We start from the raw sequence: 16,736 nt of genomic DNA, 5'->3' as shown, positions 1-16,736 counted from the left end.
TCGATGGTGGATCCCGTGTGCGGGCGCGCCTACTGAGTCGAGGGCGCTGACCCTGCTTGCGGAGAGACGGACTCCGTGCGACCCGAAAGCACGTGGTAATACTCATCCGGGTCAGCGGTCAAATCATCGACGTTGTCTAGAGGATTTCGTCTGCCGGGAAGGTAGATGTTCGCCTCGAGCCCCACATGACGGCGGCGTTGCACGAAGATGATGATGATACCGACGAGCACAGCGATGATTGCAGCGAGCACATTTGTCCGCAGACCCAGCATGATGAGACTCGGGTCAACACGCATCGATTCGATGACCGCGCGTCCGATCCCGTACCAGATCAGGTACATGCCAAAGAACGTGCCCCAGCGTGGGCGCAGGCGACGTTCGATGAGCAGCAGCACGATAACGCCAAGCACGTTCCAGAGGATTTCATAGAGGAACGTCGGGTGGAAGAGCGTGCCCTCAGGCAGGCCTATCGGGAACGCCGGGTTGGTTTGCTCGATCTGCAGCCCCCACGGAAGAGTGGTCGGGCCACCGAAGAGCTCGTGATTGAACCAGTTGCCCAGGCGACCTGCGGCCTGCGCGATCAGCAGGCCCGGCACGAGCGCATCAGCAAACGACCAGAAGCGAATCCCGGTGATGCGCGACGCGACGAGCACGCCGATGCCGCCGCCAATCAGCGCCCCGAAGATGGCGATGCCACCGTTCCAGAAGGCGAAAACCTCGAGGAAGTTTTTTCCCTCACCGAAGTAATCACCCCAGTGGGTAAGCACGTGATACAGACGCGCGCCGAGGATGCCGAGCACCACCGACCACACGGTGAAGTCGATCACGACTCCGCGTTCCCCTCCTCGGCGTGACAGCCTGCGTCCCGTCCAAATCGTGGCGAGCACGATTCCCGTGAGAATGCAGAGGGCATAGAAGTAGACGCGCAGCGGACCGATCTGCAGAAACTGCATGTCGGGGCTCGGAATACTCATCGGAAAAATCATCTACCGCTCTTTCGCGTCACGCTCTGCGCCTCAGGGCGCGGGTCAACAAAATCCTATCGCGGGTACATCTGTGCCCGATCAACGTTGCGCAGTACCGGCAGCAATCTCTCGCACGACGCGCGTGAGTTGTTTGACGCCGCCGTCGCGCAGCGCTCGGACAAAGGCGGTTCCCACGATCGCACCATCGGCGTAGTCGAGCGCGGATGAGACCTGCTCGGCAGTCGAGATTCCAATTCCCACACACGCAAGCTCTGCGCCACTATCGCGCAGTCGCGCCGTAAGGTTTCGTGCGGCCTCATCGAGCTGGGTGCGCTCTCCGGTAATGCCCATGGTCGACACCGTGTAGACAAACCCCGTGGTGCTGCGGGCGACGAGTCCGAGGCGTTCATCGGAAGAGGTCGGGGCCGCCAAGAAGACGCGATCCAGGCCCAATCGCTCGCTCACTGCAATCCACTCGGGTGCCGAATCAGGGGTGATGTCTGGCGTGATGAGCCCCGCCCCACCTGCGGCAGCGAGATCCTCCGCGAAACGCTCGAGGCCATATTGCAGAACGGGGTTCCAGTAGGTCATGACCAGAACCGGGGTGCCGACGACCGCTCGAATGCGGCGCACCGCCTCAAAGACATCGGTAAGGCGGAAACCGGCGGCCAATGCCGTCTGGGTAGCTTCCTGGATGACGACCCCGTCCATCACCGGGTCGGAATACGGAAGACCGAGTTCGAGGACATCAGCGCCAGCATTGGCCATAGCGATCGCCGCGGAGACGCTGGTATCGAGGTCGGGAAAGCCGACAGGCAGGTACCCGATGAGCGCACCGCGACGAGAAGTTTTCGCCTGCCGAATAGCCTCGGAGACCGACGATTCGCGATTCGCCATCACTGGTCCTCTCCTGCGCTTGCGGATGTGCCCTCGAGTTCGGTCCCATCGAAGAGCCCGAAGTATCGACCGGCGGTTGCCATGTCTTTGTCACCGCGGCCGGAAAGATTCACAAGAATGACCGCACCTTCGCCCAGCTGCTTGCCGAGGCGGAGAGCCCCCGCCAGGGCGTGGGCGGACTCGATCGCTGGGATGATCCCCTCGGTCTGACTCAGCAACCGAAGCGCCTGCATTGCCTCGTCGTCGGTGACTGATTCGTAGTTCGCTCTTCCGATACTCGAAAGCCATGCGTGCTCGGGGCCTACCCCCGGGTAGTCAAGGCCCGCAGAGATCGAATACGACTCACGGGTCTGACCATCTTCGTCTTGCAGCACATAGGTATGCGTACCATGCAGCACCCCGGGGGTTCCTTCTCCAATGGTCGCACCGTGCTCGCCCGAGGCGATACCGTGCCCCCCGGGCTCGAAGCCGTAGAGCGCCACCTCTGAATCATCGAGAAACGCGTGAAAAATGCCGATCGCGTTTGATCCACCACCGACGCACGCAGCGACAGCGGTCGGAAGCTCACCCGTCAAGTTGAGCACCTGAGCGCGCGCCTCTTCACCGATGATCTTATGGAAATCTCGCACCATGACTGGGAAGGGGTGTGGACCGTTCACAGTACCCAGCAGGTAGTGCGTGTTGTCGACGTGAGCAACCCAGTCACGGAACGCCTCGTTAATCGCGTCTTTCAGAGTGCGAGATCCGGTCCTTACCGGGATGACCTCGGCGCCGAGCAAACGCATACGCGCGACGTTGAGCGCCTGACGCTCGGTATCGACCTCTCCCATGTAAATGGTGCACTCCATGCCGAAGAGGGCGGCCGCGGTTGCGGTAGCCACCCCGTGCTGACCAGCTCCGGTCTCCGCAATGAGTCTGGTCTTGCCGAGTCGCTTTACGAGCAGCGCTTGTCCGAGCACATTGTTTATCTTGTGGGATCCAGTGTGATTCAGATCTTCCCGTTTCAGGAGGATTCGAGCGCCACCCGCGTGTTCAGCGAATCGCTTCACTTCCGTAATGATCGAGGGGCGACCGGTATAGCTCCGGTGCAATTCCGCAAGTTCGTCGGCGAATGCCGGATCCTTCTTCGCGTCTTCGTAAGCTTGCGTCACCTCGTCGAGCGCGGCAATGAGCGACTCGGGCATGAACCTCCCCCCGAAGTCGCCAAAGAACGGCCCTGTTTGACTGCGCAATGGGCCGTTCTTGTTCTGATCCTGAGTCATGTTCTGAGTCATAGTGCCTCTTCCCAGCTGTAGGGTGCGGAACGCTGTGGTGGGTGAATGGCGTCCCAGTGGTGCGTCGAAGTGGTTCAGACGCTGAGGTAGCTCTGCAGCGTCGCGATGGGATCCGACGTGACGAGCGCCTCGCCGACCAGCACGGCGTCGGCTCCCGCCTCGCGGTATCGAATCACATCGCTCACATCGAGCACCGCGGATTCGGCGACGCGAATCACTCCGGCAGGAATCTGATCGGCGACTCGGCCGAACAGCTCCCGATCCAGCTCGAACGTGCTGAGGTTGCGGGCGTTTACGCCAATCAGCTGCGAGCCGAGGTCGACAGCCCGGGCCACCTCATCTGCCGAGTGAGCCTCGACCAGCGGGGTCATTCCCAGCTCTCGGATCAGAGCGTACAGCCTCGCCAGAGTGCGTTGAGGCAGTGCGGCCACAATCAGAAGAACGAGGTCAGCTCCGGCGGCGCGTGCCTCCAAAATCTGGTATTCCTCGCCAATGAAATCCTTGCGCAGCACAGGGATGCTCACTGCCTTGCGCACGGCTTCCAAATCGACGAGCGAGCCCTTGAACTTGCGTTGCTCGGTAAGCACGCTAACTACACTCGCGCCGCCAGCTTCATACTGGGCGGCAAGAGCCTGAGGCTCCGGAATTTCAGCCAGGTGGCCTCGCGAGGGGCTCGCCCGCTTCACCTCGGCGATCACGCGGATGTGATCGGTAGGGTGGAGCGCATCGAGCGCATCGAGCGCGTCGGGTCGAGCGATAGCTTCGGCCTCAACCTGGGCCAGCGGCCGCAGCTCTCGCCTGGCCTGCGCGTCTTCCAGGGAGCCCGCGAGGAGTTGCTCGAGCACGTTAGTCGTGCGTCTTAGGCGTGAACTTCGGGCCCTTGACCCCGTATCCGGCCTTGGCAAGAACCCAACCGAGCACCGCGCCCAATACAACTACGCCAACGCTGATCCACACGAAAAGTGGCTGATGCAGGAAGAATGCGACCGTGCCGAAAGCGATGCCAAGCAGCATGACAATCACCGCCGTCCAAGCAGCGGGTGAATCGCCGTGTCCGGGGTCTCCGTGGTGGTTACTCATGAATCTCCTTGAAGCCTGTTGTTCGTCTCAAGCCTACCGGTTGCTGGGCATTTCCTGCGAACTGGGGGGCGGTTTGTCGCGCGGCGGCTCTGCGCAGAGCTATGTATTTGAGGTCATTGGCGATGGGTCAGTTTCGCTCGGGTCCTCACCGTCGCTCTGCCTCTCCCAGTCTGAGATTCGGTCCGTATCGGTCTCTCCCCGCACCGGCTCTTCGCTGTCAGTTCGAGATTCGTACTTCCGGCCTGCCGCGCGCCATCCGCCACTCACAATCGCCACCAGCAGCCCGAGCACCACCAGTGCGCCTCCGGCCACGGCGGTCACGAAGGGCCACACTGACAGCGCGCTGGACTCAACGAGGCCCTGCTGTGCGGTGCCCGAGATCGCAGTAATCTCGGCGAGTCGTCCCGCTGCGGCACCGACCGGGTCAGCGAGCACCCCGGCGGCGATCGCGAGAGCGCCGGCGCCAAGCGCCGCGATAAGCAACCCCAGCACTCGCCGAAAAATCTTTCCGGCGATTGTCAGCGCAAGCGCGGCCGCAAGCACCGCGATGGCGACAGGTGACAGTGATGCGTTCAGATCCTGACCGCTCACGAGAAGGGAGCCGCTTGCAGCAGCACCGTCAACCAACAACAGATTCACCCAGGTCTGCGTTGCAGCGACCATCGTGAGCCCACCGGTGAGTGCGACTACCGCCAGCAGCGGGAGTTTGCTACGCACCGTGCACATCCAGGTGGCGCAGAGTGTTCGCGATGGCAACTGCTCGAAGTGGCGCCGCGGCTTTGTTGCGCGACTCCTGATCTTCAAGCGTCGGCACCGAATCAGCAACGATGCCGCCACCTGCCTGCACCATGGCCACTCCATCAACAATCGTGGCCGTTCGAATCGCAATCGCAAGATCAGCGGCTCCAGCAAGCCCAAAGTAGCCCACCACTCCCCCATAGACCCCGCGTTGCACAGGTTCGAGTTCATCGATGATCTGCAACGCTCGTGGTTTGGGTGCCCCCGAGAGCGTTCCCGCGGGGAAGGTCGCACGCAGAGCATCGACGGAGTTTTGGCCGTCTCGCAGCTGGCCTTCAACGGTCGAAACGATGTGCATGATGTGGCTAAACCGCTCGATACGCATGAATTCGGTGACCTCGACACTGTAGGGCTCGCACACGCGCAGAAGATCGTTTCGTGCCAGATCCACCAGCATCAGATGCTCGGCACGCTCTTTCTCGTCTGCGAGCAGGTCGCGCTCGAACTGCCGGTCTTCGTCGACCGTGCCGCCGCGCGGTCGCGAACCGGCTATCGGGTGGGTCATGACGTGGCCGCTTTCCTGCACGGTGACGAGCGCCTCTGGGCTCGAACCGACCACGGCAAAGTGCCTGCCCCCAGCGTCTTCAAGCTGCAACAGGTAGAGATACGGGCTGGGGTTGAGGTGCCGCAGCACCCGATACACATCGAGGGGGTCTGCACTGCACTGCTGGTCGAAGCGTTGCGAAAGCACGACCTGGAAAATATCGCCGTCGACGATGTACTGCTTGGACCGTTCTACTCCCGCCAGGTAGTCGGTCTCAGCGGTCAACCTCACCGCATCTGGCAGAGCCTCTCGATTGAGCTCGCCGAGCGGAGAAGAAATCGGCGCCGCCAGTGCCATCTGCAGTGCGTCGAGCCGTCGCTGCGCGTCATCCCACTGCGTATCGGCCGCGGCCGCCTCTGCGTCATTCAACACATTGGCAAGCAAGACGACGCTGCCTTCGCGATGGTCGATCACCACGAGCTCCGAGACGAAACTCAGACTCTGGGTAGGGAGACCCGGGCCCTCGCTTGGCCCGTTCTCGAGTCGTTCGAACTGCCTCACGGTGTCCCAGCCGAGGTACCCGACCAACCCGCTCGCGAGCGGTGGAAGATGGGGAGTCGGCTCTTGCCTCCACCGTTCGACTACCGCGCGCAAGGCGGCGGCTGGTGCGAGTTGAGAGATGCCGCCAGGCAACAGGCGTTCCTCATCGAGCCCCTTGTCCGGTTCGGGAAGCCAGTGCGCGTGACCGTCTCGCTCACTGAGCACGCCAAAGCTGCCTGCTCCGACAAAGCTGAAGCGGGTCCACACACCTCCCTGTTCGGCGGACTCAAGTAAGAAGGTACCCGTGCGGGAGCCAGCGACCTTGCGGTAGATGCTGACCGGAGTGTCTGCGTCAGCAAAGATCTCGCGACATACGGGAATAACGGAATGGGTAGCGCGGGCCGCGTCAAAATCGACGCGCGACGTGGTAAGACTCACTTTTCCAGCCTACCGTCCTGTGCGATCGTCACTTCTCATTGCTCGGATCGCCGGAGGCCGCCGGAATCGGCCGCCCGTCGAAGCACGTCCGCGTGCCGGTGTGACACGCAGCGCCAAGCTGTATGACGCGCACGAGCAAGGTATCGGCGTCGCAGTCTACTGCGACGCTGCGGACGTACTGGCGGTGCCCGGAGGTATCTCCCTTTCGCCAGTACTCCTGACGCGATCGAGACCAGAACGTCACGCGGCCGGTCGTGAGCGTGCGCTGTACCGCCTCGCGGTCCATCCAGGCGAGCATCAGCACCTGGCCGGAGTCGTCGTCTTGGATGATCGCCGGCATGAGTCCACTGTCGCCAAACACGAGTGAGTCGAGGGAGTCAGCGATATCGGCACGGGCGCCGGAGACCAGGCGACCGGCATCGGAGCCAGAGCCACCGCGCGGGTCCGACGTGTTCATGAAATAGCCTCAGAGAGGCGAACTTCATAGCCAGCATCGGCAATTGCCCGCTTGACTTGCCCCACAGTAAAAGTGCCGTCGTGAAATACTGAGGCGGCGAGCACTGCGTCGGCACCTGCCGCGACCGCCGGGGCGAAGTGTTCGAGCTTTCCTGCTCCGCCAGAGGCGATGATGGGCACGCTGCAAAGAGCACGCACCTTCGCGGTCAGTTCGAGATCAAATCCGGAAAGCGTGCCGTCTGCGTCCATAGAATTCACAAGGAGTTCCCCGGCGCCACGATTGACCGCCTCGGCACACCATTCCAGCGCGTCACGGTCGGTCTCTTTCCGACCACCGTGCGTGGTCACCACGAATCCGCTTGGTTGCCGTTCGCTGCGCTTAACGTCGAGTGAAAGCACCAACACCTGCGATCCAAAACGGTCTGCGATCTCATCGATGAGTGCTGGCCGAGCAATGGCCGCACTGTTGACACCCACCTTGTCGGCCCCAACGCCCAGCAGTCTCGCGACGTCGTCGCTGGTGCGAACGCCTCCGCCCACAGTCAGCGGAATAAACACCTGTTCCGCCGTGCGACGCACGACCTCGAACGTCGTACTGCGATCGTCAACGGTTGCGGTGACATCAAGGAACGTGAGTTCGTCGGCACCCTGCTCAGCGTATTTCGCCGCCAGCTCGACGGGGTCGCCCGCATCCCGCAAATTTAGGAAATTTACGCCCTTGACGACCCGCCCAGCTGCCACATCAAGGCACGGGATTACGCGCACAGCGACCGACATCAGAGCCTCGCGGCGTGGATCGCGGTGACGAGGATCGCACGAGCGCCAAGATCGGCCAGCTTGTCCATCACCTCGTTCGCTTCATCGGCGAGCACCATGACGCGCACCGCTACCCAGCCGTCATCACGCAGGGGCGACACCGTGGGCGACTCTATGCCACCGGCAATCGCCACGGCCGCCTCAAGCTTCGCTTCCTCTAGGTCATAATCGACGAGGACGAATTTGCGGGCGACCAGCACCCCGCGGAGACGGCGCAACAGCCGATCGATACCATCCTGATTGCTCGGCCCTCCGATGAGCACCGCAGTTGACTCGAGAATCACCGGACCAAAAATTATGAGTCCCGCCGCCTGTAGCGTCGCGCCAGTTGACACCACGTCGGCGACCGCGTCCGCAACTCCGAGCTGCACCGCCGATTCAACAGCACCATCGAGTTTGACCGTCACTGCCTCGACACCACGCTCGCGGAGAAAATCATCGACGAGCTTTGGGTAGCTGGTAGCGACCCGCAATCCTGCGAGTTGTGCGATGTCAGTGATTCCTGAACTTTTGGGGGCTGCAAATCGGAAGGTGGAGTCGCCAAAGTCGAGATGGGCAATCTCGCGAGCTTCCGATCCCGAGTCGAGCAACAGGTCTCTGCCGGTAATGCCAACATCGAGTGCACCCGAGCCAACGTACGTCGCGATGTCTCGCGGACGAAGATAGAAAAACTCGATCTCATTACGGCTGTCTGTGTGCACGAGCTTGCGGCTGTCGCGACGGCCGCTGTACCCGGCCTCGCCGAGCATCTCTGCCGCAATCTCAGCCAGCGAGCCTTTATTGGGAACCGCAACGCGGAGCATGGGGGTGTCCTTCCGTGGTGGCATAGGGTGACGTCGCGATTTGAGGCTAGAGATGGCGATACACGTCTTGCAGCGTAAGTCCCTTTGCCAGCATCAGCACTTGGAGGTGATACAGCAGCTGACTGATCTCTTCAGCGCACGCCTCGTCACTCTCGTATTCCGCAGCCATCCATACCTCGGCGGCCTCTTCAACGATCTTCTTTCCGATGCTGTGCACACCCGCGTCGAGCCGCGCGACCGTGTCACTGCCCGATGGACGAGTCTCGGCCTTTTCACTGATTTCGGCGAACAACGCCTCGAAGGACTTCACGTCTTTAGGGTACCGTTTCTGCTGCGTGGGTGGAGTAGGCGACCGTTGAGCTCGGTCAGTGGCTGTGCATAGCTGCGGCGTCACGTAACTCGGCGATGCGATCCTCAGGCACACCACCGTAAACTGCAGAACCTGCGACAAATGTGTCGGCACCGGCCTCAGCCGCTAGGCCAATGGTGTCGACGGTAATGCCCCCGTCAACTTGCAACCACAGGTCGAGGCCCAGACGAGCTTTCGCCTCTGCAAAACGACGCAGCTTTGGCATCATGTCAGCCATGAACTTCTGACCACCGAAGCCCGGCTCGACTGTCATCACGAGCACCTGGTCAAATTCGGGGAGCAGCTCAAGATACGGCTCGGGGTCTGTTCCAGGCTTGAGCGCAATTCCCGCGCGGGCACCAATGTCACGTATCAGCCGTGCCAGGGCAACCGGGTCAGCGGCGGCTTCAGCGTGGAACGTCACCGAGTACGCACCCATCTCTGCGTATCCTGGCGCCCATCGATCTGCGTCAGAAATCATCAAGTGCACGTCGAGTGGGATCGGCGATACCGCCTGGATGCGTTCTACAATCGGAGGGCCCATCGTGAGATTAGGCACGAAGTGGTTGTCCATGACGTCAACGTGCACGAGATCGGCGCTCTTGATCCGCTCGAGCTCGTGCTGCAGGTTCACGAAATCGGCGGAGAGAATACTGGGGTTAATGCGGGGCTCGGTCACCGTTCAAGTGTAGGGCTTTGCTCTGATTGTGGATCACCGGACGGTGTTGCTACTTCCGCTTCGACGATCGGGACATCGGTTCCACTATCTTCAGAGGGCCCAGCTGAGGGAGCCGCTTCGGCGTAACTGTGTGTCAACGTGCGGTAGGTGCGCGTGAAGAATGCCGCGACACCAAGCACAATTATGGCCACTCCTGACCAGAAAAAGACGAGCGCAATCCCGCGGCTGTCTCCCTCACCCAGCAAGGGACCCCATCGTTCCTGCCCGGCGGCCGATTCCATATACGGAACGATGAAGAATTCGGCAATCGGCGCAATCAGCAGCGCAGTAATCGGAGCTGCCGCGGCTTCGAACGTCATCGCGAGGCCAAATACGCGCCCCTGTTTCGCATAGGGCACGACGCGTTGTATCACGGTCTGCTCCGCGGCCTCGATCGCCGGCATCATCACCATGAAGAGCCAGATGCCGACGATGAAGAGCCACGGCCACTCGCGAAGCGTGAACGATGCACCCAGCACACCGATCACGATCACCAAGATCAACATGGTGCGAATCGGATTCTTGCCCAGCCCGAATTTAGCGACCACGGCTCCGCCAACAATAAACCCCGTACCTGCGACGCCGAAGACGAGCCCCCAGATTTCTACGGGAAACATGTTCAGCCCGTACGGGTCGAGGAGCGCCATGTAGACACCGCTAGCAAGGTTATTGAGCGTCGTAAAGAGGATCAGGCCAATGAGACCGGGAACAAGTAGGATCGCCGCCATCCCACCCTTGAAATCGACGGCGCTGCGGTTGGGGTCTTGCACGATCTCGGGTTCAGGTATCCGGAGCAGATGCAAGTGCACGATGGGCGCCGCAGTCAACACCAGCGCGACGATCATCGTCGTGGGCATGCCTAGCAGACCCACCGAAAGACCGCTGAAGACGCTCGTAACGATAAACGCAAGTCCCTGCACCGTGCCGACGAGGCCATTCGCGTTGGCGTGCCGCTCGTCAGGCACCAGCAATGTCACGGTAGTGGCAAGTGCGAGATTACGCAGCAACTCGACCACGCACCCGGTGAGCAGTATCACGGAGAACAGCCAAAACCAGGGGCCGTCGATCCGCAATAGGGTTTCATGCGGCACCAAGAAGAAGATCGCCGTTCCGGTCGCAAACGTCGCGAGCGTCGTCCAGGCGGAAAGCAGCATAACGCGCAGCTTGCGGAGCCGATCCACGAGGGAACCAAACCACATGGAACACGCTGCGACCAAGATCATGTAGGCGCCGCCGAGCACGCCTGTGGCAAGAATGCTTCGGGTTTCGAGGTACACCCAAAAGACGAGCGAAAACCAGAGAAAGTTCGTGGTGAGGTTCGCTACCGCTGTGTTCGCGAGAACATGCGAAAATGTGCGCATGCCGCCGGCCGGGGGCGCGTGCCGATTCATCGTTCTAGGATACGACGCTTCTGAGAAAACTGGCAGCGTAGCAACGCGTGATCGGGTGCCGAAACCCCGGCACGCTCAGGCCTTGGCAGCACGGCTGTCAGTTGGCGATTTCCTGGTAGGCGAACTGCAGTACCGACTCGTCTACTCCCGCCAGCACGCGTGGTTTCGCAAGATCATCGAGCACGATGAAACGCAACATACCAGCCCGTGCTTTCTTGTCTCGCTGCATAGTCGCGAGCAAACTCGGCCAACGACCTGCCGGGTAGGTCAGCGGCAGCCCGAGCAAGCCGAGAACTGCCCGGTGGCGCTCAACAACCGCGTCAGACAGCGATCCTGCCATCCGGCCGAGCTCGGCTGCATACACCATCCCAATGGAGATAGCGACACCGTGGCGCCACTGGTACCGCTCGGCGTGCTCAATCGCGTGGCCAAGGGTGTGGCCGTAATTGAGGATCTCGCGCAAACCTCCCTCGCGAAAGTCTTCCGATACGACCCGCGCCTTCACCCCGATCGAGAGTTCGACGAGCCGACGAAATTCAGCCGAGGTGGGATCGGTCGCGCGATCCACATCACGTTCAATCGTGTCGAGAATCTCAGGCTCGGCTATGAACCCGTACTTCGCCACCTCGGCGAATCCAGCCAGGATCTCATTCTTGGGGAGCGTCTGTAGCAGGTCAATGTCGCAAATCACCGCGTGCGGGGCATAGAACGACCCCACGAGGTTCTTCCCTTCCGTGGTGTTGATGCCGGTCTTACCGCCGACCGCGGCATCCACCATGCCGAGCACCGTTGTGGGAATCTGCACGAGCCGCACGCCGCGCAGCCACGTGGCCGCGACGAAGCCCGCGAGATCAGTTACCGCGCCACCGCCCAGGCCGATCACCGCGTCGCTGCGAGTGAAGTCCGCCTGTCCGAGAATCTGCCAGCAAAAAGCCGCGACCTCGACGCGTTTGGCAGATTCCGCGTCTGGCACCTCCGCGAGCAGCACCTGACCGAACTGCTTCTGGAGCTCCGTGCGCAGTGTATCCGCGAGTCGCCCGACCGTGGGTGTGTGCACGATCAGCACCTTGTTCACGCGATCACCAAGCGCCTCAGCGACCCGTTCGGTCAGTCCGCGCCCCACTGTGATGGTGTAGCTTCCTTCACCCGAGACCGGGATCAGAGTGGGGCCAGTTGTAGTGGTGTCGGTCATGGTGTCCGCGGCTCGTCTTTCGTCTGTGTCGTGTTGGGGGTCTGCGCTTCGGAGGCACGAAGGGTGGCCTCGGAGTTCGGGGCTTCGCGCCGGGGCTTCGTCACCAGCGACTGTCGCCGCGAGTCTCGACTAGCTCCGTATTTGCCGCGGCCCTGTGCCCTGGCCCACTGCACGACACGACGCGAGAGTTGCTCCTTCGTCGCACGATCAGTGCGGAAAGTCACATCCGCCACCTCGGCGTAGAACGGTCGTCTCTCATCCAGGATCCGCCCCCATGCCTCAGGGTCGTCGCGAAGCAGCGGCCGCTTGTCGAGGTTCGCCGTTCGCAGGACGGAGGCCTGCGTGGTCATGAGCAGGACGACAGGGTGCTCCTTCAATAGTTGCCTGGTGCTCTCGGTGATCACCGCTCCGCCTCCCAGAGCGACGACACGCGCACCAGGCTCCGCCAACTCATTCGCGATGATCTCTGCCTCGATGGTGCGAAATGCCGCCTCACCATGCTGCGCAAAGTATTCTGCAATCGCACCGTGGCTGCGGGTGAACACCACATCAGTGTCGACAAATGGAATGCCCAAGTCTTTGGCGACTCGCCTACCCAGGCTCGTTTTTCCCGCCGCCATTGGCCCGACGAACACGATGGCTCGATCCGGTAGGCGGTTCTTACGTCGACGTCTCGAAACGCGCCGCTTCGTCGGGGGACGTTCTTCGGCGATCTGGATCGGCTGCGTGAGCGGTTGCTTCGGCGGCGTCGGCACCGGACGGTGACCCTCGTCGTCGCTCACGATTCGATGCTGGTAGCGAGCGTCTCCGGAATCGCGGCCAGATAGCTCTTGATATTGCGTGCCGTCTCCGCCACGCTATCGCCGCCAAATTTCTCGGTGACCGCGTCTGCAAGAACGAGCGCAACCATGGCCTCGGCCACCACACCCGCAGCGGGCACTGCAGACACGTCGCTGCGCTGGTGATGGGCTTTCGCCTCTTCGCCGGTCACCACGTCGATAGTCGGTAGAGCGTTCGGAACCGTAGCGATCGGTTTCATGCCCGCCCTCACGCGCAGCACCTGCCCGGTGGTCATACCACCTTCGATCCCACCTGCGCGATCTGTGTCGCGCACAATGCTGCCGTCGCGCACGTGCAACTCGTCATGCGCAGCCGAGCCCCGCCGCCTGGTCGTTTCGAAGCCATCGCCGACCTCAACCGCTTTGATGGCCTGAATGCCCATCAGTGCGCCCGCAAGACGCGAGTCCAGCCGCCTATCCCAGTGCACGTATGACCCGAGCCCGGGTGGCAGCCCGTAGGCCAGCACCTCGACAATCCCGCCGATCGTGTCGCCGGACTTCTTGGTGTCGTCAACTTCAGCGACCATCCGCGCACTGGTGGCCTTGTCAAAGCACCGCAGTGGATCAGCGTCAAGCTCTGTGACATCATCCGGCCGGGGCAGCGGTGATCCCGCAGGCACCTCAACCGGACCCACCGCGAGCGTGTGACTGACGAGACGAATGCCGAGCTCGGCGAGAAACGCGCGGGCGACCGCACCGAGCGCGACCCGTGCCGCAGTTTCGCGAGCGCTCGCCCGTTCGAGCACTGGACGAGCCTCGTCAAAACCATACTTCTGCATTCCCGTAAGGTCCGCGTGCCCAGGGCGAGGTCGAGTAAGGGCGGCGCCCCGACCGCGCGACTTCTCTGAAAGCTCGGTTTTCTCGGCACTCATCACTTCGACCCATTTGGGCCATTCGGTGTTTCCGATACGAATCGCGATCGGACCTCCGATGGTACGCCCCTGCACCACGCCGCCGGAGAAATGCAGCTCGTCCTGCTCGAACTTCATCCGTGATCCACGGCCATACCCCAACTTCCGGCGAGCCAGATCTTCGCGCACCAGGTCGAGGGAAATGGGCACCCCAGCCGGCATGCCTTCGAGGACAGCAATGAGTTCTGGGCCGTGAGATTCTCCGGCCGTGAGCCAACGCAACATAGGCACTATCTTCCCACACCGGCGTCGCGCATCGTGGCGAGCAGTTGGCCCTCGTCGGCCACAGCGAAGGTCGGATCGCCCCCCACGAAAATTCGTACCTGAACGAGAGCCTGTTCGACCAGCATGTCGATACCTGCGTGCGCCTCACCTCCCGCCCCCTTCCAGCGTTCCGCAAGCGGAGAGGGCCAGGGGTCGTAGGCTACGTCGAAAAGCGGCACAGCGCTGATCCCAGTGGGAAGCGCGATCCGCTCCCCCGCCGCACCGGGAAGTGTGGAGATGACCGCGGTGGCTTCGGATACCGCGACGCCTACCGTCTCTGCCGTGTCTGAGTCTGCCCAGCCGAGACCGCGAACCTGGAACGAACCGCTCCTTGCCAAGGCTTCACTATTCGACGCCAGCACACTCGAGGTATCGAAACGCTCAGCAAGAGCCTTCGCCGCATCAGCGCGGCGCGCGAGAACCGTAATCCGCTCTGCTCCGAGTTCGCGGGCGGCAAGGATCGCAGAAACCGCGGTCGCTCCGGCTCCCAACACGATCGTCTGGGTGAGATTCAGGGCACTGGAGCGTAACGCGGCAGCGAGACCCGCCACGTCGGTATTGAAGCCAGCCCAGGTCGGTGCCTCACCCGATCCACCCAACACCCGAAGCAAGGTGTTTACCACACCGCTTTCTCGCGCTACCGGATCAAGCACGGCGCTCAGTCGATATGCTTCGGCCTTCAGCGGCATCGTGACAGAGAACCCCCGCCACTCCTCACCCCGCGTCGCCAAGAATTTCCCTAGCCCGCTCTCGCCGATCCGCACTGCGGTGTAGCGCCACGGAAGACCGAGCTGTGCGTATGCCGCACGATGAATCCGCGGGGAGCGGGAGTGAGATATCGGGCTACCCAGTACTGCCAGACGGGCTAGCTGAGCCTCTGGCGTCAGCGATTCAGGCAACGTCAGCACCCGCGACCGGGGTTTGCGATGCACCATTCATTCAGTTCGGCCACCACCTGATTGTGCTGCTCGAGCGTGCTCGAAAACTTCGATTCACGGGTATCGAGGTTTACCGCTGCAAAATACAACCAGTCCCCGGGTTCCGGGTTCAACGTCGCCTCGACAGCGGCACGACCAGGATTTGCGATGGGTCCGATCGGGAGACCCGGGTTAACGTAGGTGTTCCAAGGGTTTGAGTCGGCGAGGGCTTCGTCTGAGGACCACACAGTCCCTTCCTCGTGCTGCTGAAAGCCATACTGCGCTGTGGAATCCATTTGCAGCAGCATGCCCGCGTCGAGCCTGTTTTGAATGACCCGGGACACCTTGCCGAAGTCCTCAGCTCGACCGGCCTCCTTTTCTACAATGGAGGCCGTGGTGAGCACGCGCTCCCGGTCATCAGGCGCGACTCCGAGCTCATCGAGAAGGGCGACCTGGTAGCTCACCATCTTGGCGATCGCGTCAACGGCGGTGGTGTTAGCTTCAAACTCGTAGGTTGCGGGATACAGCCAGCCTTCAAGCGACGTCACTCCCGCCGGCAGCCCGAACTGTGCGGGGTTTGCTGCCGCCGCCTGAAGCTCTTCAAGCGGAATCTGGGCACCAGCCGAGACGATCTCAAGAGTCTGTGTGAGCGTGCGACCCTCGGGAATCATGGCGGTGAACTCGATGCGATTGGCAGGATCCTGCAGCGCAGCGAGCGCGGCGGCGGAGCTCATCTCCAAACGCAGCTGATACAGCCCAGGCATGAACTGAACTGCGGGATCCTGCGCAAGCAGCAGCTCGTAGAAGGCCTGCTTTGTCTTCACGATCCCGGCGTCTGCGAGTGCGGCAGCGATGTCCTCGCCGATCTCCCCGGCCGTGATGGTTATCGTGGCCTCACCCACGCCTTCGCCCTCGTAGTCGTTGGTGGTCCAGCCCAGAGCTTGAGAGATTCGTTCGCCGTAGGTGCCCCAGAGCGATGCCCCGGCGAGCGCCAGTCCTCCGAGAAGCGCGGCGAGCACAATGAGCACGATCAGTAGTCGCTTACCGGTCCGTCTTGCGTTCATCTGTGAACTCCCCCGTTACCAGTGTCCTGTTCAGTGATTACCGTGGTGTCTCTTACCGGCTCAACAGTGGATCCCGGTGCGCGACCCTGCGCGCGTTCGCTGTCGAGCGCGTGCTGCAAGATCACGACCGCAGCCGCCTGGTCGATGATTTGTCGACTCTGCTTGGTCGTGCGCCCGACCTGCCGCATCTGTCCGTGAGCCGATACCGTCGAAAGACGCTCGTCAACGAGACGCACACTCACGTGTGGGGCTCGCCCAGAATCCTGCAACGCCGTCGCCAAGCTGCTTGCGAAATGAACAGCGTCTTCCGTCGAAGGGGTTCGATCGCCCCGCATGTTGAGTGGTAACCCGCACACCACTTCCATCGCGTCGTACTCACAAGCAAGGTCGAGAATTCGTGCGACATCGCTTGCGCCTGCCTCATCACGCAGCACCGTCTCCAAGGGAGTGGCGAGCATGCCGTGCAGGTCACAGCGGGCCACCCCGATGCGGGCTTTGCCCACGTCGATTCCGAGCCTCACTCCAGTGCGCACGTTCCCG

The 16,736-nt window shown here is 62.0% G+C and carries 19 protein-coding genes; all 19 read right to left on the bottom strand.

From position 1 onward, the window contains the following. Positions 1 to 29 precede the first annotated feature (29 nt). On the bottom strand, positions 30 to 986 hold the full coding sequence (gene lgt / locus ACTNFJ_RS04020) for a prolipoprotein diacylglyceryl transferase (RefSeq protein WP_435906914.1): 957 nt from the start codon (positions 984 to 986) through the stop codon (positions 30 to 32). 78 nt (positions 987 to 1,064) lie between these two features. Continuing rightward, positions 1,065 to 1,862: a tryptophan synthase subunit alpha gene (gene trpA, locus ACTNFJ_RS04015; protein ID WP_435906915.1), complete on the bottom strand. Its 798-nt coding sequence runs from the start codon at positions 1,860 to 1,862 to the stop codon at positions 1,065 to 1,067. Then, complete coding sequence (gene trpB / locus ACTNFJ_RS04010) at positions 1,862 to 3,136, bottom strand: tryptophan synthase subunit beta (RefSeq protein WP_444711790.1); 1,275 nt, start codon at positions 3,134 to 3,136, stop codon at positions 1,862 to 1,864. The genes trpA and trpB overlap by 1 nt, the downstream gene beginning before the upstream one ends. Positions 3,137 to 3,210: 74 nt before the next feature. Then, the gene (gene trpC / locus ACTNFJ_RS04005) at positions 3,211 to 3,981 is read right to left on the bottom strand and encodes an indole-3-glycerol phosphate synthase TrpC (protein ID WP_435906917.1); all 771 of its coding nucleotides are present in this window, start codon (positions 3,979 to 3,981) and stop codon (positions 3,211 to 3,213) included. Position 3,982: 1 nt separating this feature from the next. Further along, positions 3,983 to 4,216, bottom strand: coding sequence for an HGxxPAAW family protein (locus ACTNFJ_RS04000; RefSeq protein ID WP_435906918.1), 234 nt, complete (start codon positions 4,214 to 4,216; stop codon positions 3,983 to 3,985). Between the two features lie 99 nt (positions 4,217 to 4,315). Then, positions 4,316 to 4,933 carry a Trp biosynthesis-associated membrane protein gene (locus ACTNFJ_RS03995; RefSeq protein WP_435906919.1) on the bottom strand — a complete coding sequence of 206 codons (618 nt, stop codon included), beginning with the start codon at positions 4,931 to 4,933 and terminating at the stop codon, positions 4,316 to 4,318. Then, the gene (locus ACTNFJ_RS03990; RefSeq protein ID WP_435906920.1) at positions 4,926 to 6,476 is read right to left on the bottom strand and encodes an anthranilate synthase component I; all 1,551 of its coding nucleotides are present in this window, start codon (positions 6,474 to 6,476) and stop codon (positions 4,926 to 4,928) included. The genes ACTNFJ_RS03995 and ACTNFJ_RS03990 overlap by 8 nt, the downstream gene beginning before the upstream one ends. Positions 6,477 to 6,504: 28 nt before the next feature. Next, positions 6,505 to 6,933: a phosphoribosyl-AMP cyclohydrolase gene (gene hisI, locus ACTNFJ_RS03985; RefSeq protein WP_435906921.1), complete on the bottom strand. Its 429-nt coding sequence runs from the start codon at positions 6,931 to 6,933 to the stop codon at positions 6,505 to 6,507. Continuing rightward, on the bottom strand, positions 6,930 to 7,709 hold the full coding sequence (hisF, locus tag ACTNFJ_RS03980; RefSeq protein ID WP_435906922.1) for an imidazole glycerol phosphate synthase subunit HisF: 780 nt from the start codon (positions 7,707 to 7,709) through the stop codon (positions 6,930 to 6,932). Before hisF ends, hisI begins: the two co-directional genes overlap by 4 nt. Further along, the gene (hisG, locus tag ACTNFJ_RS03975) at positions 7,709 to 8,551 is read right to left on the bottom strand and encodes an ATP phosphoribosyltransferase (protein ID WP_435906923.1); all 843 of its coding nucleotides are present in this window, start codon (positions 8,549 to 8,551) and stop codon (positions 7,709 to 7,711) included. The genes hisF and hisG overlap by 1 nt, the downstream gene beginning before the upstream one ends. Positions 8,552 to 8,597: 46 nt before the next feature. Beyond that, positions 8,598 to 8,861, bottom strand: a complete 264-nt coding sequence (locus ACTNFJ_RS03970; protein WP_435906924.1) for a phosphoribosyl-ATP diphosphatase — start codon at positions 8,859 to 8,861, stop codon at positions 8,598 to 8,600. Between the two features lie 55 nt (positions 8,862 to 8,916). Further along, on the bottom strand, positions 8,917 to 9,579 hold the full coding sequence (rpe, locus tag ACTNFJ_RS03965; protein ID WP_435906925.1) for a ribulose-phosphate 3-epimerase: 663 nt from the start codon (positions 9,577 to 9,579) through the stop codon (positions 8,917 to 8,919). Beyond that, a complete protein-coding gene (locus ACTNFJ_RS03960) occupies positions 9,576 to 11,009 on the bottom strand; it encodes an MFS transporter (protein ID WP_435906926.1) in 1,434 nt (477 codons plus the stop codon). The genes rpe and ACTNFJ_RS03960 overlap by 4 nt, the downstream gene beginning before the upstream one ends. 97 nt (positions 11,010 to 11,106) lie before the next feature. Next, on the bottom strand, positions 11,107 to 12,201 hold the full coding sequence (gene aroB / locus ACTNFJ_RS03955; protein WP_435906927.1) for a 3-dehydroquinate synthase: 1,095 nt from the start codon (positions 12,199 to 12,201) through the stop codon (positions 11,107 to 11,109). Then, on the bottom strand, positions 12,198 to 12,983 hold the full coding sequence (locus ACTNFJ_RS03950) for a shikimate kinase (protein ID WP_435906928.1): 786 nt from the start codon (positions 12,981 to 12,983) through the stop codon (positions 12,198 to 12,200). Before ACTNFJ_RS03950 ends, aroB begins: the two co-directional genes overlap by 4 nt. Beyond that, positions 12,980 to 14,176: a chorismate synthase gene (gene aroC, locus ACTNFJ_RS03945; RefSeq protein ID WP_435906929.1), complete on the bottom strand. Its 1,197-nt coding sequence runs from the start codon at positions 14,174 to 14,176 to the stop codon at positions 12,980 to 12,982. The genes ACTNFJ_RS03950 and aroC overlap by 4 nt, the downstream gene beginning before the upstream one ends. Before the next feature lie 5 nt (positions 14,177 to 14,181). Next, on the bottom strand, positions 14,182 to 15,150 hold the full coding sequence (locus ACTNFJ_RS03940) for a shikimate dehydrogenase family protein (protein WP_435906930.1): 969 nt from the start codon (positions 15,148 to 15,150) through the stop codon (positions 14,182 to 14,184). Next, a complete protein-coding gene (gene mltG, locus ACTNFJ_RS03935; protein WP_435906931.1) occupies positions 15,117 to 16,196 on the bottom strand; it encodes an endolytic transglycosylase MltG in 1,080 nt (359 codons plus the stop codon). Before mltG ends, ACTNFJ_RS03940 begins: the two co-directional genes overlap by 34 nt. Further along, a complete protein-coding gene (ruvX, locus tag ACTNFJ_RS03930) occupies positions 16,193 to 16,729 on the bottom strand; it encodes a Holliday junction resolvase RuvX (protein WP_435906932.1) in 537 nt (178 codons plus the stop codon). The genes mltG and ruvX overlap by 4 nt, the downstream gene beginning before the upstream one ends. Positions 16,730 to 16,736: the final 7 nt, after the last annotated feature.

The organism is Leucobacter shiyiweii, assembly GCF_052446065.1.
GTDB lineage: Bacteria > Actinomycetota > Actinomycetes > Actinomycetales > Microbacteriaceae > Leucobacter.
This window is presented reverse-complemented; position numbering and strand designations above follow the sequence as displayed.